The 26,731-nt window shown below is 29.8% G+C and carries 22 protein-coding genes; 18 read left to right on the top strand and 4 right to left on the bottom strand.

The window, feature by feature from the left end; all coding sequences use genetic code 11:
* Positions 1-13 precede the first annotated feature (13 nt).
* Positions 14-898 (bottom strand): formylmethanofuran--tetrahydromethanopterin N-formyltransferase, encoded by an 885-nt coding sequence (locus PXD04_RS12180; protein WP_323737152.1) that lies wholly within the window; start codon positions 896-898, stop codon positions 14-16.
* Between the two features lie 7 nt (positions 899-905).
* Complete coding sequence (locus tag PXD04_RS12175) at positions 906-1,925, bottom strand: hypothetical protein (protein WP_323737151.1); 1,020 nt, start codon at positions 1,923-1,925, stop codon at positions 906-908.
* Positions 1,926-2,027: 102 nt separating this feature from the next.
* On the opposite strand from PXD04_RS12175, the gene PXD04_RS12170 reads away from it, so the two are divergent.
* From PXD04_RS12170 to PXD04_RS12145, 6 genes are read left to right on the top strand one after another with little or no spacing between them, the layout of a single operon-like run.
* A complete protein-coding gene (locus tag PXD04_RS12170; protein WP_323737419.1) occupies positions 2,028-2,447 on the top strand; it encodes a DUF1616 domain-containing protein in 420 nt (139 codons plus the stop codon).
* A 58-nt stretch (positions 2,448-2,505) separates the two neighbouring features.
* Positions 2,506-3,450 (top strand): GDP-mannose 4,6-dehydratase, encoded by a 945-nt coding sequence (locus PXD04_RS12165; protein WP_323737150.1) that lies wholly within the window; start codon positions 2,506-2,508, stop codon positions 3,448-3,450.
* Between the two features lie 39 nt (positions 3,451-3,489).
* Positions 3,490-4,782, top strand: a complete 1,293-nt coding sequence (locus PXD04_RS12160) for a flippase (RefSeq protein ID WP_323737149.1) — start codon at positions 3,490-3,492, stop codon at positions 4,780-4,782.
* Positions 4,783-4,802: 20 nt separating this feature from the next.
* Positions 4,803-5,978, top strand: coding sequence for a UDP-galactopyranose mutase (gene glf, locus PXD04_RS12155; RefSeq protein ID WP_323737148.1), 1,176 nt, complete (start codon positions 4,803-4,805; stop codon positions 5,976-5,978).
* Positions 5,979-5,997: 19 nt separating this feature from the next.
* A complete protein-coding gene (locus PXD04_RS12150) occupies positions 5,998-7,443 on the top strand; it encodes a flippase (RefSeq protein WP_323737147.1) in 1,446 nt (481 codons plus the stop codon).
* Positions 7,444-7,448: 5 nt separating this feature from the next.
* Entirely contained in the window at positions 7,449-8,150 is a 702-nt protein-coding gene (locus tag PXD04_RS12145) for a glycosyltransferase family A protein (RefSeq protein WP_323737146.1), read from the top strand.
* Here PXD04_RS12145 and PXD04_RS12140 read toward each other — a convergent pair.
* Complete coding sequence (locus PXD04_RS12140) at positions 8,137-8,889, bottom strand: V4R domain-containing protein (RefSeq protein ID WP_323737145.1); 753 nt, start codon at positions 8,887-8,889, stop codon at positions 8,137-8,139. The genes PXD04_RS12145 and PXD04_RS12140 overlap by 14 nt on opposite strands.
* A gap of 228 nt (positions 8,890-9,117) precedes the next feature.
* Between PXD04_RS12140 and PXD04_RS12135 the strand changes: the two genes are divergently transcribed.
* The 12 genes from PXD04_RS12135 (at position 9,118) to PXD04_RS12080 (ending at position 24,585) form a co-directional block, all read left to right on the top strand.
* The gene (locus tag PXD04_RS12135; protein WP_323737144.1) at positions 9,118-10,134 is read left to right on the top strand and encodes a phosphorylcholine transferase LicD; all 1,017 of its coding nucleotides are present in this window, start codon (positions 9,118-9,120) and stop codon (positions 10,132-10,134) included.
* A 202-nt stretch (positions 10,135-10,336) separates the two neighbouring features.
* Positions 10,337-11,338 (top strand): NAD-dependent epimerase/dehydratase family protein, encoded by a 1,002-nt coding sequence (locus PXD04_RS12130; RefSeq protein ID WP_323737143.1) that lies wholly within the window; start codon positions 10,337-10,339, stop codon positions 11,336-11,338.
* 38 nt (positions 11,339-11,376) lie between these two features.
* On the top strand, positions 11,377-12,603 hold the full coding sequence (locus tag PXD04_RS12125; RefSeq protein WP_323737142.1) for a glycosyltransferase: 1,227 nt from the start codon (positions 11,377-11,379) through the stop codon (positions 12,601-12,603).
* 32 nt (positions 12,604-12,635) lie between these two features.
* Positions 12,636-13,784, top strand: coding sequence for a glycosyltransferase family 4 protein (locus tag PXD04_RS12120; protein WP_323737141.1), 1,149 nt, complete (start codon positions 12,636-12,638; stop codon positions 13,782-13,784).
* A complete protein-coding gene (locus tag PXD04_RS12115; protein WP_323737140.1) occupies positions 13,777-14,952 on the top strand; it encodes a glycosyltransferase family 4 protein in 1,176 nt (391 codons plus the stop codon). The genes PXD04_RS12120 and PXD04_RS12115 overlap by 8 nt, the downstream gene beginning before the upstream one ends.
* Positions 14,953-15,033: 81 nt before the next feature.
* Positions 15,034-15,720, top strand: a complete 687-nt coding sequence (locus PXD04_RS12110; protein ID WP_323737139.1) for a glycosyltransferase family 2 protein — start codon at positions 15,034-15,036, stop codon at positions 15,718-15,720.
* A gap of 37 nt (positions 15,721-15,757) precedes the next feature.
* Positions 15,758-16,900, top strand: coding sequence for a glycosyltransferase family 4 protein (locus PXD04_RS12105; protein WP_323737138.1), 1,143 nt, complete (start codon positions 15,758-15,760; stop codon positions 16,898-16,900).
* A gap of 294 nt (positions 16,901-17,194) precedes the next feature.
* Entirely contained in the window at positions 17,195-18,520 is a 1,326-nt protein-coding gene (locus tag PXD04_RS12100; RefSeq protein WP_323737137.1) for a transposase, read from the top strand.
* A 235-nt stretch (positions 18,521-18,755) separates the two neighbouring features.
* Complete coding sequence (locus tag PXD04_RS12095) at positions 18,756-19,874, top strand: glycosyltransferase family 4 protein (protein WP_323737136.1); 1,119 nt, start codon at positions 18,756-18,758, stop codon at positions 19,872-19,874.
* Complete coding sequence (locus tag PXD04_RS12090; RefSeq protein ID WP_323737135.1) at positions 19,871-21,064, top strand: glycosyltransferase family 4 protein; 1,194 nt, start codon at positions 19,871-19,873, stop codon at positions 21,062-21,064. Before PXD04_RS12095 ends, PXD04_RS12090 begins: the two co-directional genes overlap by 4 nt.
* A gap of 3 nt (positions 21,065-21,067) precedes the next feature.
* Positions 21,068-23,470 (top strand): DUF2206 domain-containing protein, encoded by a 2,403-nt coding sequence (locus PXD04_RS12085; protein WP_323737134.1) that lies wholly within the window; start codon positions 21,068-21,070, stop codon positions 23,468-23,470.
* Between the two features lie 5 nt (positions 23,471-23,475).
* Positions 23,476-24,585, top strand: a complete 1,110-nt coding sequence (locus tag PXD04_RS12080; RefSeq protein ID WP_323737133.1) for a glycosyltransferase family 4 protein — start codon at positions 23,476-23,478, stop codon at positions 24,583-24,585.
* 14 nt (positions 24,586-24,599) lie between these two features.
* Here the strand turns inward: PXD04_RS12080 and PXD04_RS12075 are convergent, their stop codons facing one another.
* Positions 24,600-26,549, bottom strand: a complete 1,950-nt coding sequence (locus PXD04_RS12075) for an Ig-like domain-containing protein (protein WP_323737132.1) — start codon at positions 26,547-26,549, stop codon at positions 24,600-24,602.
* Between the last annotated feature and the right edge of the window lie 182 nt (positions 26,550-26,731).

The raw sequence follows: 26,731 nt of genomic DNA, 5'->3' as shown, positions 1-26,731 counted from the left end.
TAAATCCCAGTTTTTATTCCAATATTTCTTTAAGGTAGAATTTGTATTTTCCAAGATTTCCACCATAATTTCCTGCAGATACTTTTAATACTCCGTCAACACCATTTAATGCTTCAATTCCTTTTATTAATGATTCTTTTGCGTTGTCGATGTTTAATGCATTGATTACAATTTCTGGAATATAGTTTACTCCTTCTTCAACTTTAGATTCTTCACCCAGTTTTTCTTTGAGTGATGGGCAGTATGGATGGTTTGTTGTTGGACCTATTTCAGGATAGTTTGTTTCAACTTTTGATCCTGCTGAACATATGTCAAATGGTGTGCATATTCCTTCTACTTCCTGTAATGCTTCTAATGATTTGTATCCTGCATCTAATACTGCTTGTTTAGTACTGCAGTAGTACCAGAAGTTCACTCCCATTATTCCTTCCATACAACCTAGTTTCTGTTCTATGTAAAAGTCTGGGACGCATATTGGTACTCTTATCATTGTTCTTCCATCAAAGTCTTCTGTCCATTCGTATCCATCACCACAATGTCCCACATGTTCGGTAGTATCTATGTAATCAAATGGGTCAATTGATGCGTCAAATATTTTCACGAAAGGTTTTACTAGTATGTCTTGTCTTATTCTGAATGATAATTCCTTATCAAATTTTTTAAGATCTTTCGTGTTATACCAGAATTGTATTATTACTCCCGGCCTATTATCGGGTGTTTCTTCTGGTGATAAGAATTTTTCTACTCCTGATTCTGTTCTTCCTATTACTGTTCCCGGTGTTGCACATGCATCATATGATATTTTTTCAATGGTTTTTTCATCTTCTGCTGTTACTATCATTCTTACACAGGTTCCTGTGAATGCTTCACAATAAGTATCTTCTATTTCAAAATCCATATTTTCACTATCCTAAGTTTCCTATTTTTTGTCCTCTTACTTTGTTTCTTATGATTTTACTTTTTTCATTTAATTTTTCTGTATTTTCTTCAGTAACTATATCTATTGATGCTTTATTTACAAGCAATTCCTTGGTAATTTCATTATTTTCTGAGTATCCTAGTATTGTTTCTAATGAATCCTCATTATATGATTTTATAAAGTCATATACTCCTTCTGTTCCTTTATTATTGAAAATTTCTGCTATTAATGCCAGTATTAAATTATTTGTTGATGTTATTGATATTGATGAGGAGTTAATGGAATGAATATTGCCATTAAATGATATGCTTATTCCATTGTTTTCTTTTGCATATTCTAATGCTTCACAGTCAGTTATGCTGTCTCCAGTATACATTAGATTATATGGTTCATATTCGTTTTTTTCTATAATGTCTAGAATAGCATTCCTTTTACCAATACCACCTACTGGTGTCACTGAATTGATTAATTCATTTATTTTCATTTTTGAGATTACATCCGTGAAATAGTGGTTAATGTTGTCAAAACTGTAATCAAATAGAATATTTTCCCGTATAGAAAGTAATGATTCTTGTTCATCATTATTTAAATCATACTTATCTAATTCTAATTGGGTTGAGTATGTGTTTTCATATTTAAAACCTGTTTTATCACATAAAGCTTTAATGTATTGATTATAACTGGTGCTTACAATATAAAATGGCATGATTTTTTGTACATGGCTTATCATGGAATAAGCTCCGTCAACCATGTTTATATTATCTTCCGAAAATTGTATTAAATCTTTTTCAGTTAGGTCATATGCTTTAAAAAATGGTAGAATAAGTTTTAAAGTACTTCCAGCAAGATATCCTTCAGTATTTTTTTCTACAAGCATGTCATCGTAGTTGCTTAATATACTAAAAAATTCCCCTCCTTCAGGAATAAAATAATCTGATATTTCATAGGCATTATCATTTACTGATAAAGGTCCTTCGCAATCAGTTACATAAAATTTATCTTTCATAAATCAAACTCCCATTAAAGAAATTTAACAATATAATTATGTATATCAAAAGAAACATATTAAATTATAATATAACTTTGAATCTGATGAACTATGACTTTGATGAACAAAATTATTAAGGGCATACTAATTGCTATTTTAATAATTGCTATTATACAAGTAATCCACCTAGTTGTATTCCATAACCCTGGACAAGATTACACGGAATTTTATATGGTTGACCATAACAATGATACATTAGATTATCCTATCAATGTTACTCAAAATTCCGTTAAAAAATTAGTTATTGGAATAACTAATCAGGAGCATCAGGAAACTAATTATACTATTAAAGTTTTGAAGGATAATCAGATTATTACAAAGTTCAATGAAACATTAAAGGATAAGGAAACTATGGAAATTCCTTATTATATGACTAGTACGAATGAGAAAGGAACAAACCAGACATTAAACTTTGAATTATATAAAAATAATGTTTCATCCCCTTATAGAACATTATATCTTAGGTATAATGTAATATAATAAATTTTTATACAATATGAAATATTTTTGACAAGTAATTAAAAAAATGAGGCAAAACATGAAAGATAAAAGATGTATCGTGACAGGAGGAGCCGGATTTATAGGTTCACACATTACAGAATTATTACTTGACCAAGGTGTTTCAAAAGTAACGATTATAGACAATATGTCAACAGGAAAAGTTGAAAACTTAAAAGACATGGATCATGATAGAATTGAACTTGTCTGCGGAGATATCGTTGATTTGGATTTAAAAACAATGTTTGAAAACTATGATTACATATTTCATGAAGCAGCTCTGGTAAGTGTGCCTGAAAGTGTTAAACATCCAACTAAAACAAATAATTCAAATATAAAAGGTAGTTTTAATGTATTTAAGGCAGGATGTGAAAATAAAGTTAACAAGATAGTATGCGCATCCTCTGCAGCAGTATACGGAGAGACAAAAGTTCTTCCAAATGTAGAAACACTACCATTAAAACCATTATCACCATATGCTGTATCCAAAGCAACAATGGAATTATATGCATATACTTTCACACAGACTTATAATTTACCAATAGCATGTTTAAGGTATTTTAACGTATTTGGTCCAAGACAAAGTGTTGATTCAGCTTACAGTGGAGTTATCCCTAAATTCATCACCACACTACTTAGAGGAGAACAACCAATCATATATGGTGATGGAACACAGACAAGAGATTTTGTATATGTAAAAAACATTGCTGAAGCCAATATTAAAGTTGCTTTGAGTGATGTAACTGGTGTTTATAACATTGCTCATGGTAATACAATTAATATTAAGCAATTACTTGAACGAATTTGTGAAATCATGGGATATGATTTTAACCCAAAATATGAACCTGTCCGTGAAGGAGACATTAAAAATTCATTTGCAGATATAAGTAAAGCAGAAAATGATTTCGGATACGAAAATGAACATGATTTTAACAAGGAACTTAAAGAAACTATAAATTTCTATGAAAAAGAATTTGAAAATTAATTCTTTACAACTAATTTTTCTTAATTTACAGGGATTATAATGTTTTCAAGGCTAAAAAATTTATTTAAACGAACTGAATATACTAAAGTTTTTGAGAATATACTATCCCTTACTGGTTTACAGTTTGCTAGTTACATATTACCTCTTATTACATTACCCTATCTTACATATATTTTAGGACCGGACAAGTTTGGATTAACGCAGTATGCAATGTCCTTAATATTATACTTCCAAATGTTTACTGATTATGGGTTTAACTTATCTGCTACTAGAGAACTTGCAATAATTAGGGAGGACAATACAAAAGTTTCTGAAATTTTCAGTACTGTGATGCTGATTAAGATATGTTTAACTGTTTTAAGTTTAATTATCTTATTAGCAATTTGTTCATTTATCCCCCGTTTTGCAAGTGATGCAGAGGTTTATCTGTTAACTTTTGGGATGGTTATAGGTTATGTGTTATTCCCTACTTGGTTATTCCAGGGCTTGGAATATATGAGGTATACCAGTATTCTTAATATAATTGGTAAAATAATATTCACTGTGTTTATCTTCGTATTTGTTCATAATACATCTGATTACCTGTTAGTTCCTATTATCAATTCATTTGGTTACCTTGTTGTAGGAATACTTGGAATTTATGTTGCTTTAACAAGGTTTGATATTAAACTAATAAAACCTTCATTAGAAAATATTAAGCATCATTTAAGGGCTGGTTGGCATGTTTTCTTATCCACAATTGCTATGAACATGTATACTACAACAAACACGTTCTTGTTAGGATTATTAACCAATAATACCCTTGTTGGTTATTATAGTATTGCTGAAAAGATAACTGTTGCAGTAAACGGATTGTTCACCCCTGTTTCACAAGCATTATTCCCATTTATCAGTAGAAATGTGAGTGAAAAGGATGAAAAAACAAATATCCTGTTCATTAGGAAGTTAACCAAATTAGCTGCCATCCTTGGATTAGTATTTTCCATAGGATTGTTTGTATTTGCAGATACTATAATTTTAATATTGTTTGGAGCAGAATATCAAAGTTCAATCATTATTCTAAGAATTTTATCTGTCTTACCATTTATGGTATCTTTAAGCAATATCTTCGGTATACAGACCATGCTCACATTCAATTACAACAAAGCATTCAGCAGAATTGTTTTGTTAGGTGGAATATTGGATATTACTTTGGGAATAATATTAATCATATTACTGAAGGATGTTGGAATAGCAATATCATTTGCAATAACAGAAACATTCATTACAACTGCAATGTTATTGTTCTTACAGAATAAGGGAATAAAAATATTAGGTAAATTAGAAAATTAAGATAAAAGGAGGGGAGAGATTTGTCATTTGATTATATAATTATTGGAGCAGGTATTGCTGGAATAACCTGTGCAGAGGAGATTGCAAATGTTCTTAACAAGAAAGTTCTGTTGATTGATAAAAGAGATCATATTGGTGGAAATTGTTATGATTATACCAATGAGGAAGGTACAATAATTCACAAGTATGGTCCACATATCATCCACACTAACAGCAATAGGGTTTATAATTATTTATCATTGTTTACCCTATGGAATATTTATAATCATAAAGTTCTATACAAAGTTAATGACAGTCTTATCCCAGTGCCTTTCAACTTAATCAGTATTGATAAATGTATTCCATTACATTCTAATCATATTAAGGATGCACTTCTTGAAGAATATGAAGTGAATAGTAAAGTTCCGATTAAAGAGCTTAGAAATTCATCAAATAAGTACCTGAAATTGTTGGGCGATTTTATATATGATAAGATATTTTTAAAAGATTATGAAAAGTTATATGGACTAAAATCTGAAGAACTAGATGAATTTGTTGATAAAATGTTACCTGTGGAAGTTTCATATGATTGCAGGTACTATGATGACATACACCAAGTTATACCATCACATGGTTATACAAATATGTTCCAAAATATGCTAAGTAACCATGACATTACTATAATGTTGGAAAAGGATTATCATGAAATCATAGATATTGACTATGAAAATAAGAAAATATATTATGAAGGAAAAGAATTCCGTGGACACCTGATATTCACTGGTATGATTGATGAATTTTTTAATTACAGATTTGGACGATTGCCATACAGATCATTAATCTTACTTAATGAAGACTTAGATGATGTGTTATTTCAAGACAATGCAACTATTTATTACCCTGAGGAGTATCATTTCAGGAGAATAACTGAATTCAAGTATTTGACTGGTCAGCAAACTTTCTATACTACAATTCAGTTTGAATTTCCTACAGAATATGATATTAACAATGATGAACAAAACATACCATATTATCCAGTAGATTTAGAAAAAAATAGGAAGATTTATGAAAAATATCATGAATTAAGTCAAGAGTATGAAAATATAACTTTTATTGGTCGATTAGCTGAATATAAGTATTTAAGAATGGATGAAGTTGTAGAGAAAGTTCTTGATCTTGTTGGTGAAAAATTCATAGGTATTGACACCGAGAAATAATTATTAGAAGTGAATAAAGATGAGTACTGTCAGAACACTTGTTAAAAACACCAGTGTATTGTTTTTATCACAACTGGTTAGTTATATTCTTGCATTCTTTTACACTTTGTATTCTGCAAGATATCTTGGAACTACAAACTTTGGTATTATCTCTTTTGCTACTGCAATATCTGGTTTATTTGCAATATTCACTGATTTAGGATTATCTACATTAACTATACGTGAAGTTGCTAAGGATAAGAGTAAAACTGGAAAGTATCTTGGTAATCATGGTACTATTAAATTAATATTATCCTTGATAACAATGTCTGCATTAATAATATTTGTTAATGTTGGAACATTTGATGTTGTTACTAAGAATGTAGTGTATTTGATTGGTTCTTCAGTTATAATAAATGCATTTGGTGGTGTGTTTACCTCATTGTTCAGGGCATATGAGCAAATGGAGTATCAGTCAATTTCCGAGATTTTAAATGCAAGTGTATTGTTTGTTGGTATTCTAATCTGTGTGTTTACAAAACAGTCAGTCATTGCTGTTTCATTAGTATATGTCATAGCATCATTAGCTGTACTGTTATATAATTTTGTTATATGTACACGAAATTATGGTTTAATTCATTTTCAGACAGATTTAAAGTTTTGGAAATACTTAATATTAACCGCTTATCCACTGGCAATAACCAGCATTTTTGCTTTAATATCATTTAAAATGAATACTATTCTTTTAAATATGTTAACAACTAGTGCAGTTGTAGGGGAATATACTGCTGCTTTTAATTTAATGCAAGCATTAATATTTATACCAACAGTATTTTCTACTGCTGTTATGCCAATATTTTCTAAGTTATATGTTGATAGCAGGGAAATGTTAGCTTATTCATATAAGAAGTCTTTAAAGTATTTGACTATAATTAGTATGCCTATTGCTATGGGAACTACAGTACTCTCGGATAAGATTATATTATTTATTTATGGATCTGCTTATGTGAATACTATACCAATACTTGAATTGATTATATGGGCATTGCCTGCAATATTTTTAAGTTATATTCTTGGAACCAGTATTGCTTCTATTAATAAGCAGCATGAAACTGTTAAAGCTACATTCATTTGTTTACTGTTTAGTACCTTTGGTAATTATATCTTAATACAGTTGTTTAATGGTATTGGTGCTGCAATGATTACCGTTCTTAATGAGGTAAGTATGGTTATATTTTATATGTATATAATGCATAAATATGGATATTCTGTCCCATTAAGGGAAATACTGATAAAACCTTTTATTGCAAGTCTTTTGATGGGTGTTGTAATATATTTCATTAATTTGGAATTATTTATTAGTGTGGTTATAGGTATGATAGTTTATTTCATGTGCATATTAATTATCAGAACATTTGATAAAGATGACATGGATATTATTAAAGAGTTATTGCCTGATAAGATTGTTGATAAATTGAATTTGTGATTAACATGATGAGTATAATTTGTGTTTATAATGATGAGGAAATTCTTAATGAATATTTGTTAAACAGTTTAAATGCTCAGACTGAGAAGTATGAACTGGTATTAGTTGATAATAGAAGTAATGAATTCAGTAGTGCTTCTTCAGCTTTGAATTATGGTGCTTCGAAGGCTCATGGAGAGTATTTTGTATTTGTTCATCAGGATATTAATTTTACGGATAACAACTGGATTAAACACACTATAACTCAGTTGAAGGACTTGAAAAATGTTGGTATTGTCGGAGTAGCAGGAAAGACTACTGATAGTTTAGTGAGAAGTAATATTAAACAGGGATTAACTCCCGTGGATGTGTCACCGTTTAAAATTGATGCAGTGGAAAAGGCCAGCACACTAGATGAGTGTTTATTCATTATTCCCCGAGATGTTTTTAATAGATTCCCGTTGAATGAGGAATGTGATGATTGGCATTTATATGCTGTGGATTATGTTTATAACATTAAAAATAAAGGATTAAATGCTTACATTATACCAACCATGCTAGAACATAGATCAAAGGGAGCATCTATGAGTGATGGATATTATAATACATTGCCAAAATTACAAAAAAAATATTTTAAGAGGGGTTTAATACGTACCTGTATGGGAGATTGGTTTACATTTATTCCAATATCCATACAGAGGATTATTAAAAGATTTAAGAATTATTAGTTAATAATTCTATTATGAAAGTACAGCAATCATCATATTTTGATATGCATTCTACTTCTTCAACAAAAACTTCTTTTTCATAGAATTCTTCAAATATTCCCTTAAGAATTCCTTTGGTTATGTTACATAAAGTTCTATTATATTGTAATCCGTTACATTCTTTACAGTTATAATTTTTTAATATTAGTGGATTGTCACTGCTTAATTTTATCTGGCCTAATTCTAAATCTTCGAATTTAGTTGTTATTGCATCTATTAATTCATCAAAAGTTTCAAATTCTAATGTTGAAAATAAAGCTTTACCCACATTTTTCCCAGTTTCAATTTCTAATGGTTCTAATTGAAGTCCATGTATTAATAAAATTGATTTATATTGCCTAAACACTTCAGTAAATAATTGTTCCTTATTATTAATTTGAGTGTCAAACTCAGGATATTTGTATATTATTTTATCAGGGTATATTTCTCCAATATAATCTGCTAAAATATAGAAAAGTTTACTTCTACGATCCCTTGGATGAGATTTGAAACTAATGATACCTTCATCTATAAGATTTTTTAAATGTACTGAAATTGTTGATTTTGATTTGCCTGTTTCACTGACTATATCCGCTTCACTAACTTGGCCCTCCAATAAGTTTAATATCTGAATTTTAATAGGACTATCTACTACTTTTATTCCTTTACTAGTAGAATATATCTTAGTTGTTGTGTTATTGAAATTGTTTATAGGCATCATGATTATTTCTATATAAAAATAATAATATAAATCTTTTTCTTAAAAATAAATAATAATCGAATACCATACCAAAAAAGTGGAATAAATATAAACTATAATTTAAAAAGATGACTATAAACATGAATAATATGAAAAAAAATCATAATAACAAGAAAAAAAATAAGATATCAAAATTATAAGCAATTAAATATAAACATAATTAATAGTAAATCATGGGAAGTATAGGACATGGTATTTATTTTATCAAGATTATATCAGATGTTACCAAATAGCATTAAAAATCATAGAAAAGTAATAGAGTTAGTTCAAAAATTCAACAACAACAATAAATTTAATGAACTGGAGTCACACTATAAAATGCTGGATTTAATATTTAATAGCTGTGATATTAAAGCCACTGGTGTTATGAGACAAATACAATTATTATCTTTAGAATTACTTAAACTATTTGATAAAATATGCCAAAAACATGATATAAAGTACTGGTTAGACTATGGAACTCTTCTTGGTGCCGTACGTCATGGTGGATTTATTCCATGGGATGATGATATTGATGTTTCTATGTTAAGAGAGGATTATAATAAGTTTATAGAAGTATTCCCAGAAGAAATTGAAAAAATTGAAGCACTGAAAGATCATATTATAATTTCAAAGCTTACCCAACCACACAAAAATTATCCATCCGATTGTAATGACTTGGATAAACTGAATAATGGAACTTTCATATTATTCTTCCAATGTGCCTTCAAAAAGCCATTCGTACATTTTGACGTATTTCCAAAGGAATATATAGAAGACGAAGGATTAACAGCAGATAGGAATGAGAAACAAACGCAACTGCAGGTAGAACTTAGAGAAAAAATTAGTGATGGTATATGGACATTTGATGAAGGATTGGAAATTGAACGCTCAAAAATGAAATTCACAAATTTAGAAACATCCCACATATCTGATGCTATTGATGGATTACATAACAACATCCATAACAGAATCTATGATATTAACTATGTTTTTCCTCTAAAACAAATCACATTTGAAGATTATGAGTTTAACTGTCCTAATGATTGTGAGGAATACCTTCCTTTAATATATGGTCCTGAGTATATGCACATACCACACATAGCCTTAGATCATAATACAACAGGCTTTGTGAACAATCAGTACTCCAATGTTAAAAAGGACGTTAATAACGGATTTGAAGAAGCCATAAGTTTACTGCAAGAGATTAATAAAAACTTCAAATAATCTATCCAACCCTTATTTTTTAATTTAATATTATTATTAACTTTTTTTGAATCAAAAGAATCAGTTTAATATGACTATTCTACAATATACGATGATTTATAATAGTTAGTAAAACCTAATTGAAAATTTAAATAAAACAAAAAAGATAAATAAACATTAATAATAGATTGAAATGATTTAATTATACTAAGGAGATTTTAGTGTGGATATAGAAAGTGCATATGAAGGAGAAACTATCCTCGTAACAGGTGGAGCAGGATGTGTAGGAAGTAATTTAACAAGAAAACTTGCAGAATACAATCCTAAAAAGATAATTATCTTAGATAACTTATCATCAGCATATAAATGGAATATACCAAAAGCAGATTGTATTGAATTTATAGAAGGAGACATTTGTGATGATCAAGTACTCAAATGGGTGTTCAAGGAATCACCAGATTATGTATTCCATTTAGCAGCACATTTTGCTAATCAGAACTCTGTAGACCAACCAGAAAAAGATTTAAAAGTTAACGGACTTGGAATTCTGAAGGTACTTGAATATGCTCAGTTAACAGGTGTAAAACGATTTGTTTATTCAAGTAGTGGTTGTGGAGTTTACGGTTTAGATTCAAAAATGCCCTTCGAAGAACATGATATTAGTATTAGTCTCCATACACCATACCAAGTAACTAAATTGTTAGGAGAACTTTACACCAATTATTTCCATAACCTTTATGAATTACCTATTGTTAATGCCAGATTCTTTAATGTGTTCGGCCCTGGAGAAGTACCTGGAAAATATAGGAATGTTATACCAAACTTTATGTATTGGGCAATGAATGGCCAAGCATTACCTATAACTGGTGATGGAACAGAAACTCGTGACTGGACTTATGTAGAAGATATTGTTCAGGGATTAACCAGGATGGGAATTGTGGAAGATGCAATAGGAGAAGCTATTAACTTGGGTTCAGGTAAAGACCATCAAGTTATTGATATGGCAAATAAGGTCAATGAATTATGTGATAATAAGGCAGGAATAGAGTATAAAGAACGTAGGAATTGGGATGCTAAAAACAAGTTATTGTCATCAATTGATAAAGCAAAAAAAATATTGAAATATGAACCAAAACATGGATTTGATGAAGGATTAGAAAATACTCATGAATGGTTCGTTAATAATTGGGATAATATCCAGAAAAGTGCAGAATTTAAATTTTAATAACAAATAATTGAATTACATCCATAATGGTGATTGAAATGAGAATATTAGTGGTACAAGAATCTGATTGGATAAAGAGAAATCCTCATCAACAACATCATTTAATGGAATTATTAGGTTTACGTGGTCATAAGATAAGAGTTATTGACTATGAGGTTGAGTGGAAGGATAATAAGAAAGATGATGAAAAATATAAATCTCCGAGACAAGTGTTTGAAGGTTATAAGAAAGTGTATAACACTGACAATATTACAGTAATAAGACCACCTCTTATTAAAATTCCTGTACTTAATTATTTTTCAGTCATACATTACCATAAAAATGAGATTAAAAGACAAATAAGGGAATTTAATCCAGATATTATCGTTGCTTTTGGTATATTGAATGCAAATATTGCTTCCAGGATAGCTAAAAAGGAAAAGATACCTTTCGTTTATTACTTTATAGATGTGTTACATCAACTTATTCCTGAAAAGACATTTAGAGGTTTGGGTAAACGGATAACTCAGAAAACTATTAAAAATTCATCTTATGTGCTCACGATTAATCGTAGACTTAGTGAAACCGCTGTTGAATTAGGAGCTAATCCACATAAGTTATCAATTATTGATGCTGGAATTAATTTAAAACAATTCAACTATAAAAGTCATAGAGGAAACAAGATTAGAAGATATTATAATATTAGTAACAAGGACATAGTCCTTTTTTTCATGGGATTCTTGTATAATTTTGCAGGACTTAAAGAATTAGCAGTAGAACTTGGAAAGAACAAGGCTAAATATCCTAATATTAAATTGTTAATTACTGGTGATGGTGATGCTTTTGAAGCCTTGACTCTTATCCAGAAAAGATATCATTTAGAAGATCAGTTAATTCTTACTGGAAGACAAAAATATACTATAATGCCTGATTTGATTGGTGCTAGTGATGCTTGTATTCTTCCAGCATACAAGGATGAAATTATCATGCAGGATATTGTTCCTATTAAATTGTATGAATATATGGCTATGAAGAAACCGGTTATTGCAACTAGACTTCCAGGTTTGGTTGCTGAATTTGGGGAGAAAAATGGTTTGATTTATATTAACACTCCTGAAGAAGTTTTAGATATTGTTCAGGAAAAATTTAAGAACAAAAAGGAAATTGAAAGTATTGGACTTGCAGGTTATAATTTTGTTCGTGATAATGATTGGAGTGCATTGGCTATTAAATTTGAAAGTATTTTAGAAAATTTGATATTGGATGTTTTATTAAAAGATGTTTAAAACTTTTTTTTTAATTTTTTTTAGTGATGATTATGAAAATATTACAGGTTATACCTTATTTTGCATTTTCTAGGGGAGGAGATGTGAATGTTTGTTACAATATTTCTAAACAATTTTGTAAAATGGGTCATGATGTTACTATATTAACTACTACTTTTGATTTTGATAAGGAGGATACTGATAGTATACCTAATTTGACTCTTGTTCCTATTGAGCATAAATTCAATTTAGCATTATTCATTTACTCTCCTAAAATAAAAGAATGGCTTGAGGAAAACATAAGAAACTATGATATCATCCATTTACATGAACTTAGATCATACCAAAACAATGTGATTATAGGATATGCTAAGAAATATGGTATCCCCTATATATTACAACCACATGCATCCACTCCAAAGCATGTAAACAAATCATTCATAAAGAATATATACGACTTCATATACGGTAACAGAATTATGCAAAATGCTACAACAACAATCGCAGTATCTAATGAAGAAGCATATTACGATAAACTTATGAAAGCTAGAGACGTTCAAGTAATATATAACGGAATGAACATCGAAGAATACGATAAATTACCCAAACAGGGAACTTTCAAGAAAAAAATCAATATATCCTCACCGTACATACTATACCTCGGAAGAATGGATAAACTCAAAGGAATAAACCACCTCATAGAAGCATTCAGTTTACTTCCACAAGAATTCTCAGAATACAAACTAGTCATTGCAGGTAAGATTACAGAATACAAGAAAGAATTAGATAATCTAATAAAAACATACAATATTGAAGACAAAGTCATATTCACAGATTTTATTGATGAAAAAGACAAAAAAAGTGTATACATTGATGCAGAATTATTCGTTAATCCCGTGAAATACATGGGCGGAGTCTCAATAACCGTCTTTGAATCAATATTATCCAATACGCCCGTGATTGTAACACCAGAATCAGGGGAACTAATAGAAAAAATCAATGCAGGTACCGTAATAGAATATGGTAATATCGAGTCACTGAAAAATGAAATCATACACAGTTTAACTGATGAAAAAATGGTAAATGAACAATTAAGGAATGGACAAGAATACATTCGAAACAATCTAGAATGGACAACTGTGTCAAATAAAATATTAACCATCTACAAAGAAGCATTAAATAAAGGTGAATTTGATGACTAAAATATTACTGTTATGTCATGACATACCTTCAATGACTGTAGGTGCCACATTACCCTTATATCATCTTATAAAACAACTCGGAAATAAATATGACATCCATTTAATCTCATTCAACTCTAAAAAATACGATGTTAAACTTCTTGAAAAATATTTATCAGATATAGATACTTTACTCATCCCAGAATATTTGGATATTAAAAACCAACTAAAATATACTGTTAAAAACATGTTATCATTTGATAATATTAAAACAAGAAGCTTTTTAAACTATTATTATCATCCTAAAATGAAGAAATTAATCCAAGAATCATTAGATGATAAGGATCTTATCATAACAGACATGCCCATGGCATTTTATGTGAAAAATATTAAAAAACCAAAAATAGTTTATGCGTTCGATGCAGTGAGTGACTACAATTATAAAATGTACAATAAAGCAGAAACCCTTGTTTCAAAAACATATTGGTACCTGAACTATCTTAAAATTCATAGATATGAACAAACATACAATAAATTTGATTCATGCATATTAGTAAATAAGAAAGATAAACAAATTCTTGAAAAGGATATTGACACTAATTTGGAAGTTATTCCAAATGGTGTGGATACTGAGTTTTTTAGGAATAATAACGAAAAAACTGACCCCCACATTGTTTTCTTAGGAGATATGAGTACACCGCCTAATAATGATGCTGTAAAATACTTTATCGAGGAAATTTATCCAAAGGTGTTGAGTAAAAAACAAATACCATTTTGGATTGTTGGACGTAACCCATCAAGTTATATAGAAAAAGTTGGTAATGACAGTAATATAACTGTAACTGGTTCTGTTGAAGATGTTAGAACCTATTTATGTCCCGGAACAATATTTGTTACTCCAATGATATCGGGTACTGGAATAAAAAATAAGATATTGGAAGCAATGAGTATGAATTTACCAGTAGTTTCTACTAGTATAGGAATAAATGGTATTGATGCAGAAAACTATAAAGAATTCATATTATGTGATGATCCTACTGGTTTTGCAGATGCTATCCTAGAATTAAGTTATAATAAAGATTTATCAGAAAAGATTGGTCTCGAGGCTAGAAGATTTGTTGAAAAGAATTATTCATGGGAACGTTCCATGCATAAAATGGAAAAAATAATTGAAAAGGTTAGTACCTGAAATATTTATTTCATTATTGACAAAAATAATTATTAGATTAAAAATTAATTGTATATACATAAAATAGGGATTTGTTAAAAAATGAAAGTTTCATTTGTTATTCCGGCATTAAATGAAGAAGGGATAGTAGGAAAAACTATTAAAAGTATTCCTGTTGAAGATATTGAAGAAGCAGGATATGAAGTGGAGATTATAGTAATAAATAATAATTCCACAGACAATACTGAACAAGAAGCTAGAGAAGCTGGTGCTACTGTTTTTTTAGAAATGAATAGAGGATATGGAAATGCTTATAAACGTGGCTTTAAAGAGGCTACTGGTGATATTTTAGTTATGGGTGATGCTGATGGAACATATCCATTAGAACAGTCAATGCGTTTTATTAATATGATAATAGAGGATGGTTGTGACTTCGTTATAGGTTCACGTTTTGATGGAACTATTGAGGAAGGTGCTATGCCTGCACTGCACCAGTATATAGGTAATCCTATGTTAACTAAGATGTTAAACATATTGTTCCATTCACATTATTCTGATACTCACTGTGGTATGAGAGCATTTACGCGTGAAGCATATGACAAAATGGAATTAACTGCTCCTGGAATGGAATATGCTATTGAAATGGTTATTGAAGCATCAGAGAAAAATTTACGTATAAAAGAAGTGCCTATTTCATATAGAAAACGTGGTGGTGGAGAAGCTAAGCTCAGTTCCTTTGATGATGGTTGGAGACATATTAAATATATGTTAACTCGTAAATTTAACTAAATATCCCAATTTTTTGTTTTTTTAGGAGAATGTTATTATGAAAATTGCGTTTATTTATGATACTGCATTTCCTTGGATTACTGGAGGAGCCGAAAGAAGAATATACGAGATTGCAACCAGATTAGTTAATAGAGGTCATGATGTTCATATTTTTTCTTTAGGTTACTGGATGGAAGCAGAACACTATTCTTCTAAAGAAATAATACAATATAATGGCATTACCTATCATAGTGTGGGTAAACCAATGGATTTATATACAGAAAATAATACTCGTTCTATTAGAGAAGCATTATACTTTGCCAGATGTATTTTGACTAATGCTGAATTAAATGATTTTGACATTGTTGATTGTCAAGGTTTCCCTTATTTTTCATGTTATACCAGTAAATTAAAAAACCGGAAAAATCTGGTTATTACTGTACATGAGGTATGGAATGATTATTGGTATGAATATCTTGGAAAATTAGGCTTATTCGGAAAAATTATAGAAAAAGGAATTTTTCATTTAACAAAAAATATAATATGTGTTTCACAATTAACTTATGAAAATATGCTTAAGAACAAAACTCCTGATAACGCCACTATTATATCTAATGGTGTGGATACTAATGAAATAACCTTTATAAACCCTCACCGGGAGTATTCTGATGTTATATTTGCTGGACGATTAATTCCTGAAAAGCATGTGGATCTAATTATTAATGCTATTTCAAAGGTTGTTTCGGTACATCCGCGAGTTAAATGTAAAGTTATAGGTAATGGTCCATCAGAAGCATATCTTAAGCAGCTAACGGCTGATTTAAATATTGAGAATAATGTCATTTTTGAAGATTTTTGTGAAAAACAGGATGAATTGTATAGTAAGATTAAAAGTTCAAGTGCTTTAATTCTGCCTTCCAAACGTGAAGGTTTTGGTATTATTGTTATTGAAGCAAACGCTTGTGGTGTTCCAGTGATAACTCTTGATTATCCTATGAATGCTGCTAAGGATCTTATAAGAGAAGATAATGGTTGGTTGGTTGATGATAATCCGGAAGAACTTGCTAATTTAATCTGCAGGATTATTGATGATGGTGTTAGTAACCAGCAAAGAAAGTTATGCAGAAACTATGCGAAAGAATATGATTGGAATCATATAGCTTCATTAACCGAAAAATATTATTATTCCATTAAGAAATAACAATTCTCCCATCTTTTTTTTAGATTTGAGTGTTGGCATAAATTCGTTTTTGTAATACTTTTTTATGTGGATGAAACTTTTTTTTGGTATGATTGTTACTTATGTATATATAATATTGTTAAATATTACTTACCAAGACCCCCTTGATTACTTACCAGCTGCTCTTGGATTAAACTTATATAGCTTTTATTCTATAATTTATATTATCGAGTCATAGAATTGTTATTTATGAAATTCTTTTCTTGATTTTCGTTTTTTAAAGTTAATGGAGTGAAATAAGCAGTATTAATTATTATGATAGATGAAAATTGTATATATTTAACTCAAAGTACTCTTATTAGAGGTCTTTCTAAGAAACAATTCAATGTTTTAGTGGATATTTCATTGAAATTAAATGATTTACGAAATTGTGCTATAAAAACTACTAAATTAGATAAATGTGCTGATGATAAACATTTTAAACAGTTGAATTTCAAATCAATAATCACTAAAGTTAGAACTGAATTCAGTAAAGATTATTCATTTATTCAAGCTCATATAGCAAATAATGTTATTAAAAAGCATGTTGAATCTTTTAATTCTTATGTTGCATTAACAAATAAAAGCATCGATAATGAATATAAACGACCATTAAATAAACCTAAACGGAGAGATGACAGTTTACATAATATTATAATACCGCGGGAGTCAATAACTTCTTCCAAGAAAAAATTAGCCCAGGGTTACATTGAATTACCCTTAAGCAGAGAATATAAAAAAGAGTTAAAATCCAAAGATTGCAGACCACGTATTAGAATTCCGGAAAATATACGTGATAAAAAGATTATACAAGTAGAAATTATACCATTAAAGAATGGACAAATGTTTAAAGCCAATTTCACATATCAAATGGAAAAAGAGTCTCTAGGTTTAGATGAAAGTAAGATGATGGGTATTGATTTGGGTGTTAATAATTTTGCAAGTATTGTTACAAGTGAAGGGACCCCATATCTTGTGGGCGGGCGATTTTTAAAAAATCAAATAGCCTTCAAATGCAAAAAAATAGCACAATATCAATCAATACTAAACAAACAGGGACTAAAAACATCCAAACGAATACAAAAAATAAACACCAAATTTAAAGCAATACAAAACAACTTCCTAGATCATACAACCAAATTCATAATAGAAACATGCAAAAAACAAGACATAGGAACCATAATACTCGGATACAACAAAAACTTCAAATACGAAACAGATATGGGAAAAAAACAAAATCAAATATTCACACAAATTGCTTTCAAAAAATTCATAAACAAACTAGAAACGCAATGCCAAAAATACGACATCAAACTAATTATTACCGAAGAATCCTACACAAGCAAAAGCAGTTTCCTAGACAACGACATATTACCAACCTACAAAACAGACGAAGAAGAAGAGGAATATAAATTTAAAGGAAAACGAATAAAAAGAGGACTCTATAAAACAAGCACAGGAATATTAATAAATGCAGATATCAATGCAGCATGTAATATCATTCGTAAAAGTAAGCAGAACTTCCCCAAGGAACGACTGTATAAGTGGGCACGGACTGCCCCAGGGAAAATCAAAAAAATACAAGACTATTTTCAAAAATAAACAATAAAAGAAAAGGGTATTGTTATATTTGATTTGAACAAAGACATAATGCTGGTTATCATTTTGAAAAAAAAGGTTAATATTTTTTCGAGTATTACTTTTTTTCTCTTGAAACTAATTTATGCCAAGTCTCGATTTTAAATATTTGTAATAATAAATGTGTTTTTGCTAAAAAATCATAAATCTTTAAAGATATATAAATAATTATTATTAAGGTTATCTTGAGGTTTTAATATTGAAAGTTATACAAACTCCCGTACGATTTTACCCGTTCATTGGAGGGGTTGAAAAGTATGTGTATTATATTTCTAAAGAACTAGTTAAATATGAAAACTGTGATGTTAAAGTCATATGTGCTAATGAACCAGAAAATGTTTCCGAAGAAGTGTATAATGACATAGTTATTAAACGATTAGGTTACACTGGAAAAATAGCTAATACTAATGTTACTTTATCCCTGCCCAAAGTATTATACAATGAAGATTTTGATATTATCCACACGCATGTCCCTACCCCATGGAGTAGTGATTGGAGTAATATATTTTCCAGAATAAAAAATAAACCTCTTGTAGTAACTTATCATAATGATATTATTGGGGAAGGAATTGCAAACACTATTGCTAATATTTATAACAGTACCGCTCTTAAATTACTGTTAAATAGGGCTAACAAGATTATTATTACACAAGATGATTATATTCAGTCACCTCATTTACAGAAATATAAGGATAAGATAACTACAATTCCTAATGGTGTGGATACTTCCTTGTTTACTCCAACAACAAGTGCAAAAAAGGATAATCAGATATTTTTCCTTAGTGTTTTGGATAAATTTCATAAGTATAAAGGATTAGATTATCTTCTTGATGCATTAGTTGAAGTGAAAAAAGTAATTTCTGATGTTAAACTGGTTGTTGGTGGTAAGGGATCATTGTTAGAGTTCTATAAAAATAAGGTCAAAGATTTAGGTCTGGAGGATAATGTTGAATTTAAAGGATTTTTAACTGATGAAGAAGTTATATCAATGTATCAAGAATCAGAATTATTTGTTTTACCTTCTATTTCCTCATTACAGGAGGGTTTTGGTATTGTTGTCCTAGAAGCATTGTCCTGTGAAACTCCTGTTATTAGCACGACAATAGTAGGTGTGTCTGATGATGTTATCAACACAGATAGTGGTATTATAGTTCCTCCAAGGGATGTTGATAAACTTACAGGGGCTATAATAAAAATCTTAAGTGACAAGAAATTAATTGCTCAGATGGGTAAAAAGGGTAGACAACTTGTTCAAGAAAAATATGAATGGAAGAGCATTGCAAAGTCAATACATGAATTGTATGAGGAATTATTATGAGAATATGCTTTGTAAGTAATCTTTATCCCCCAAATGTTCTTGGAGGGGCCGAGATTGTTGTTGAAAAAATGGCTAATGCTATGAATAAACGAGGCCATACTGTTATTGTTATAACAACCAGCCCCGACGATTCTATGCATATTCTTAAAGAGGAGGGTATTACTGTTTACCAGTTGAATACCACTAGATTATATCCTACTTATAAGCAGACAGAACCTCAGGGAGTTAAGAAGCCGTTATGGCATGTTTTTGACTTATGGAATAATAAGACATTGAATGTTATCAAAGAGATTCTGGTAAAGGAAAGTATTGATATAGTGCATATTAACAATTTTAAGGGTTTGTCGTTGTCTTGTTTTAAGTCTGGAAAAGACTTGGATATTCCTGTTGTTTATGAATCACATGATTTTTCATTGATTTGTCCTAGGGCTAATCTGATTAGGGGAAATAATACTCTTTGCCAAAATAGGAATGTAATCTGTAATGAGTATGTTAGGGTTCAGAGAAAATTACTTAGTGATAATGTTGACTTGGTTATTTCACCATCACAGTTTATGATTGACACGTTTAGGGATAATAATTTCTTTAATAATACTGACTGTGTGAAAATTCCTTTAGGTGTTGAGTTTGAATCTAACAGGACTGTTAAAAATTATGATACGATAGATATTACTTATATCGGTACCCTGGGTAAACATAAGGGTGTTCATACATTAATAACAGCTTTTAAACAGATAAATAATGAAAATATCCGTTTACATATAATTGGTAAGGGTTATGATGAAGAAGAGTTTAAAAAAATGGGTGACACTGATGATAGGATTATCTTCCATGGATTTGTAGATAACCGTGATATATTGAAGTATTATGAGATGACTAATATTCTTGTAATACCTTCAATATGTTATGATAATTCGCCATTAGTTATTTATGAAAGTTTCAGTACCGGAACTCCTGTTATTGGCAGTAGTATTGGTGGAATTCCTGAATTAATCACTGAAGGTTATAATGGTTTTCTGTTTGAATCAGGCAATTCTGATAGTTTGAAAGAGAAACTTGTAAAAGTAATAAATGACAAAGAATTATTAAAAACATTGGAATGTAATGCATTTGATAGTTTACCTTCCGATTCTATGGAAATTATGATTAGCCAGATTATCAGAGAATATGATCAATTAGTAGAGCAGTGAATAATGATGGAATTTAGAAATATTTTTACGATGAACGATTGGAAATTTAAAGAATTTGCAATAGTTATTCTGCTAATACAAGTTTTAATGTGGGTTGTAGGATATTTTTCATTTAATGAAATGCATATACCTATATTTAATGATATTATCACATTATTATACCTTAGCTTAGTTCCAGGAGTTCTTATACTGAGGATAATGAAGATTCATAAACTTGGAAATACTTTCACCACATTACTTAGTGTGGGTTTGAGTATTCTTTCCGTGCTTGTAATTGGATTGTTTATGAATCAGGTATATCCACTCGTTGGTATTGCACATCCTATTGAAACTATCCCCTTATTGGTAACATTCACAATTTATAACATGCTTCTATTGGTGGTTGCTTATAAACAGGATAAGACTTATTTCCATCATAGCAGTTCAAAATTAAATTTTGAGCTATTAACTTCTAACCAGTTCCTTTGTCTATGTATTTTACCTTTAATTGCTATTATTGGTGCTTATACGTTACAGTATGATGGTAGGAATGAGATTCAAATACTGTTATTATTGTTGATATGTATACTGGTGTTGGCTATGGCTTGGGGATATTTGAAGAAGAATTATTTCCATATTGCCATTTTCAGTATTGCAATATCATTATTGTATTATAGTGTTCTGATATCTAATCATATATGGGGTTATGATATATTCTTTGAGTATCAGTTTGCCACATATGTTATTAAGAATGGTATTTGGGATTATACTTGGCCTCATGCATATAATGCAATGTTAAGTGTTGTTATGTATGCACCAATATACAATAAATTATCTGGTATGACTTTGACCTGGATTTTAAAGTTTATTTATCCATTCCTGTTTTCATTAATAAGTATTGGATTATATAAGATCTTTGAAAAACGTACTGGAGGAAAAATAGCATTTCTTGCAGCATTTTTCTTTATTGCTTATAATGGTTTTTCATATGGATGGATGGTTCAGATGGCAAGACAGCAGATTGCTGAAATATTTCTTGTACTCTTAGTATGGCTGATGATAGATAGACGTATCCCACAGAATAAGAGAAAAATATTGTATTTATTATTTGGTGTAGGATTAATATTATCCCATTACAGTGTAACATACCTTTTCATGTTCATGCTACTTGCTACTATACTGACATTAACAATAATATCCAGTCGTTTTGGTAACATATTAAACACAATTCTCTTAAAGTTTGGTGCTAAACAGAAATACTTCGGAGAATACTTTAAAGTAGAGGATCAGACCATTAGTCTTCCTTTATCGTTGTTCTTCATAGGATTTATTGTTGTCTATTATTCCTTAACTGCTGACAGTAAACCTATTGCTTCATTGTTTGATGCTTTGAAGATTGTTTCAAAAAATGTTAACATGATAGTTACCAGTGGCAGCATTAATCCTATGCTAATACTTGCAGGGTTAGGTGTTGTTTTAATAGCCATTATTGTAGGTTATAAAATATTTTATAGGATTTCAAATGATATTAATCCGGAGGACGTTAAAGCTCATCCATTCATAAAGGAGCAGATAACAAAAATAGAGCAGATGAGTTTACGACGTAAAGAGGCAATAATTGTTGGAATCACCATACTTGCGTTCCTGCATATCTGGTGGCCTTTCAAGTTTATGAATATTGTCAGTATTAATGCTCATAGAGTTATTCTCTTGTCTGTGTATTTCATATTGGTTGGTTTTGTGATGAATATCCTGCAACCAAAATATTTACACTTTACCAGAGAATATAATGCGTTTGCATTCTTTAATATGATAATATTAGCATGTGGATTGTTTATACCTGCATTTAGAGGTCAGTTAAGTTTACAGAGAATTTATGAGGTAACATTTGTTGTTTTAGCTCCATTTTGTATAATTGGATTATATTATATAAGTAATTCCGCATTAGACCTGATTAAAACAACAGCGCTTAGAACCCGTATTGGAATAACTATGAAGGTAATTGGTATCTTTTTAGTATTTTTCTTTATTCTTAACACGGGCCTTATTGACTATGAGGTTGGACAAAGTTCCACCCTACCTATAGATAATACGATTGATGCTCCAATCTTCAGTCAGGGAGAATATGCTGGTGTTGCATGGTTTAACCAGTATTATAGTAATAATGAGAACAACACATTATTTAGTGATGCTTTCAGTAATATTTTATTGTATTGGCTGAATGATATGCATACAACTAATCCAAAGAATATGTCGGACATGGAGCCCGGAAGTTATTTGTTCCTAAGATCAAATAATATAGAGCATACTTCATTTTTATATGGAAATGGAGAATATATTCCATTAGATGAAGCTATAAGTAAATCAAGTAAAATATATGATAATGGAGATTCACAAATTTATAGAAGAATGACTCATTCATGGTGAAAAAAATGAAAACTAAGATATTATTCACTCATAACACTGCTATGTGGTACAGACTACCTTTCTTTAAGAAAATATCCGAAAATAATGATTTAAGCTTAGTTTTCACACACATGGATGTGATAAGAGACACTTACGATAAGAATGTTGAAAATAATATTAAGGGTCTTGAAGGAGTAAATTACAGCATACTTCAGAATATTCACGGTTTTGCAAGAGGATTAATAAGCAAAGCTCTTCACAGATATGATGTGACTATTGGTGGAAGCTGGGATACTCCACAGGAACTCGTTGAAACAATATTCTTATTTATTATTACGAAGATTAAAAGAGAACCATTCATTATCTGGCGTGAAGACTGGGACTGGGAAAAGGAAAACACTACTAAAGAAAAAATTCTTAATGTGATTATTAAATTTTTATGCAAACATGCAAATGCAATACTAGTACCCGGAAGTCTTCACAAAGAATACTTTAACAATGCATTAAATGTTCCAGAAGAAAAAATACATATTATGCCAAATGTTAGTAATATTCATGGTAACGCTGATTTATCAAAAAAAGAACATTCTACCCTGAAAATATTATATGTGGGTCGTTTAATAGAACGTAAAGGTGTGAATTATTTACTGGATGCTTATAATAATTTGGAACTGGAAAATATTGAATTAATCATAGTTGGTTCTGGTCCAGAGGAAGAAAACCTGAAAAAACAGGTACAGAAAGAATCCATAGAAAATGTTACATTTACTGGTAAAATAAATAATGATAAACTAGAAGAATATTATAATGAAAGTAATTTAGTTGTTATTCCTTCAATAAACAAGGGTATGGGTGACCCATGGGTGTTTGTGTTAAACGAGGCAATGTATTATTATAATCCAATTATAGCTACCAATATGGTTGGAGCTGCTCCAGATATGGTGAAAGATAATGGAATTATAGTTAATGAAAAGGACAGTCCAGCATTAACTTATGCTATGAATAAAATTTTAAGTAATGATACCCTTAGAAATAAAATGAGTTTAAAGTCTAAGGAAATTATAGAAAAAGAATTTCAGTACTGTAATATGGTTGACTCGTTCAATGATGCCGTGAAAAAAGTTAAAAATAATTAAAAAAAAAAATAATTTTAGGAAATGTAATTTATAACACTTTTTGCAATTGTATCCACACTAGTTGTGTATGCATAATCATATCCATGATTTTTTAAATAAATATCCGGATTAGCAAGTCCAGTGAAACTACTTGGTGAATAATTATCATCATGTGCTCTTTTTAAGAATTTCATACCTGTTATATCGACACTAGTAGCAGAATAATAAACTAAAAACATTAGTCTGCTTTCTTTTGATTTCATGAAACTTCTAGTACTTATATCATAAATTACTCCAGCATCTGCTCCACTGAAAATAGATACCTGAACAGCGTTATCAGGTAAGGATCCATACCAAATATCTTCAACATGTGAATTAGGACCATAACCTCCTATTTTAACAGTATACCCGTATGATTCTAGTTTTGATTTGAGCTTATTCATATAAGCATAATCCTTATTTTTATTATAAACAACATCACTAGTTATGTATATTGTTCTTACTTTAGGATTACTTGGATGAATAGCATTCCAATTATATACTCTACAGGTATCCACAAGGTAATCTGATGTAGATGCATCCAATACCCTAGTATAAGTGTACACTAGGTTAAAGAAGCCTATATTTCCAAATACGGATGAAGTATATTTGGGTGGCCTATTATTTTTTTGCATGAAATTGTAGGTTCTTTCACCCATGTCTATAATTTCATCAATATAATAAACTCCTTTACTAACTGAATCTGACTGCGTATTTAGAGATTTGAAATGTTCATATGCAACTTTATTTGATGACCCAGTGTAATAAAGATTTTCAGTAGTTTTAATCATTAATGCTAAAAATTCAGACAATGCTATTCTGGATTTACTAATATAAACTGTGTCAACATTTTTATTTGCTTCAAACTGTGTTCTAACTGTTATTGCAGCAGATTTTATTTGTTTAAATGTGAAATATTCCTCCGCATTTATTGTTAACTCATTTTCAGCACTAGATGAAGCATAGGTTGATGTTGGTTTTAGTATTGCTGTAATAGTATATGTACCTCTTGCTAAATGAGTAGTTTCATAAGTAAATGAAGTTTTACCATTGGTTATTGTTGAATTTCCTAATGTTTTCCCATTTATCTTAAACACAACCACTCCTGAAGGAAGATATTCGGAAGTGCTTTTTTCTACCACGGTTGCCTTAAGAACTACTGAGTCAGAGTAACCTGATACCTTATTAACACTCATACGAGTAGGTATTGCTGAAACCTTTAGGTAACTTGTCTCGGAACGATCCGAATTTAAGAAACTGTTACCTCCATATGATGCTGTTAATTTGTATGTTTTTGCCGAGAGTTTTGTTGCATGGTATGTTAGAGAAACTATTCCATTTGAAACAGTAGCATAACCTGCTGTTTTTCCATTAATCTTAAATGCTACTTTTCCACTTTTAGCTACACTTCCCGTATCAGCATCAATAACTTTTCCAGTTAATTTAACTGTATCTCTTGTAATTACTGATTCGTTATTTAATACTATTTTACTATTATGTTTTAGTAATGTTAATGTTGTAGTAGCTGAACTTCCATAGTATTTTGAATTTTCTCCATATTTTACTGTTAATGTGTATTTTTTTGGAGTCATATCACTTAATTTGAATGTTAATGTAGCAACTCCATTGTTTACATTTGCATTACCAATAGTATTCCCATTTATTTTAAAGACCGCTTTTCCTTCGTCTATATTATTTCCGTAGGAATCTGTTATTTGGGCCTTGAATTTGGTTGTTGTATCATATTTTACAGATTGTGAATCAACTGATATTTTTGAAGATATTTTACTAGTTGATGCACTAGTCTTTGTAATGTTATTTGTTTCTTTCTTTTTTACATCCGTCACATGACTGATATCACTTTCTTCAGAGATATCATCATTCATATTAACATTTGAAGTATCTGTGATGTTTTCTGCAGATACAGCTGAAAATGTTATGAACATGACAGAAAGTAAAATAAATATTAATATTTTTTTAATAATTACAACTCCAATAATCTTAATAATTAAAAGATTATTACTTAATTTTTGATAAAAAGTATTATTTATAATTTATTGAGTACTTGATAAAAATATCTTTTTTTGTCTTTTTGTAATACTATTTTTTTTATTTAATATTTTTTTTG

The sequence above is a fragment of the Methanosphaera sp. ISO3-F5 genome (genome assembly GCF_034480035.2).
In the GTDB taxonomy this organism is placed as follows: Archaea; Methanobacteriota; Methanobacteria; order Methanobacteriales; family Methanobacteriaceae; genus Methanosphaera.
Note: the sequence above shows the minus strand (reverse complement) of the source record. Positions and strands in the feature narration are given on the sequence as shown.

Coding starts and splice junctions, on each gene's coding strand:
- PXD04_RS12150 (WP_323737147.1), top strand. CDS start 5,998: ATGAGTACTGTCAGAACACTTGTTAAAAACACCAGTGTATTGTTTTTA.
- PXD04_RS12090 (WP_323737135.1), top strand. CDS start 19,871: ATGAGAATATGCTTTGTAAGTAATCTTTATCCCCCAAATGTTCTTGGA.
- PXD04_RS12075 (WP_323737132.1), bottom strand. CDS start 26,549: ATGTTCATAACATTTTCAGCTGTATCTGCAGAAAACATCACAGATACT.
- PXD04_RS12085 (WP_323737134.1), top strand. CDS start 21,068: ATGATGGAATTTAGAAATATTTTTACGATGAACGATTGGAAATTTAAA.
- PXD04_RS12160 (WP_323737149.1), top strand. CDS start 3,490: ATGTTTTCAAGGCTAAAAAATTTATTTAAACGAACTGAATATACTAAA.
- PXD04_RS12080 (WP_323737133.1), top strand. CDS start 23,476: ATGAAAACTAAGATATTATTCACTCATAACACTGCTATGTGGTACAGA.
- PXD04_RS12115 (WP_323737140.1), top strand. CDS start 13,777: ATGACTAAAATATTACTGTTATGTCATGACATACCTTCAATGACTGTA.
- PXD04_RS12145 (WP_323737146.1), top strand. CDS start 7,449: ATGATGAGTATAATTTGTGTTTATAATGATGAGGAAATTCTTAATGAA.
- PXD04_RS12105 (WP_323737138.1), top strand. CDS start 15,758: ATGAAAATTGCGTTTATTTATGATACTGCATTTCCTTGGATTACTGGA.
- PXD04_RS12120 (WP_323737141.1), top strand. CDS start 12,636: ATGAAAATATTACAGGTTATACCTTATTTTGCATTTTCTAGGGGAGGA.
- PXD04_RS12110 (WP_323737139.1), top strand. CDS start 15,034: ATGAAAGTTTCATTTGTTATTCCGGCATTAAATGAAGAAGGGATAGTA.
- PXD04_RS12165 (WP_323737150.1), top strand. CDS start 2,506: ATGAAAGATAAAAGATGTATCGTGACAGGAGGAGCCGGATTTATAGGT.
- PXD04_RS12100 (WP_323737137.1), top strand. CDS start 17,195: ATGATAGATGAAAATTGTATATATTTAACTCAAAGTACTCTTATTAGA.
- PXD04_RS12175 (WP_323737151.1), bottom strand. CDS start 1,925: ATGAAAGATAAATTTTATGTAACTGATTGCGAAGGACCTTTATCAGTA.
- PXD04_RS12170 (WP_323737419.1), top strand. CDS start 2,028: ATGAACAAAATTATTAAGGGCATACTAATTGCTATTTTAATAATTGCT.
- PXD04_RS12125 (WP_323737142.1), top strand. CDS start 11,377: ATGAGAATATTAGTGGTACAAGAATCTGATTGGATAAAGAGAAATCCT.
- PXD04_RS12135 (WP_323737144.1), top strand. CDS start 9,118: ATGGTATTTATTTTATCAAGATTATATCAGATGTTACCAAATAGCATT.
- PXD04_RS12140 (WP_323737145.1), bottom strand. CDS start 8,889: ATGATGCCTATAAACAATTTCAATAACACAACAACTAAGATATATTCT.
- PXD04_RS12180 (WP_323737152.1), bottom strand. CDS start 898: ATGGATTTTGAAATAGAAGATACTTATTGTGAAGCATTCACAGGAACC.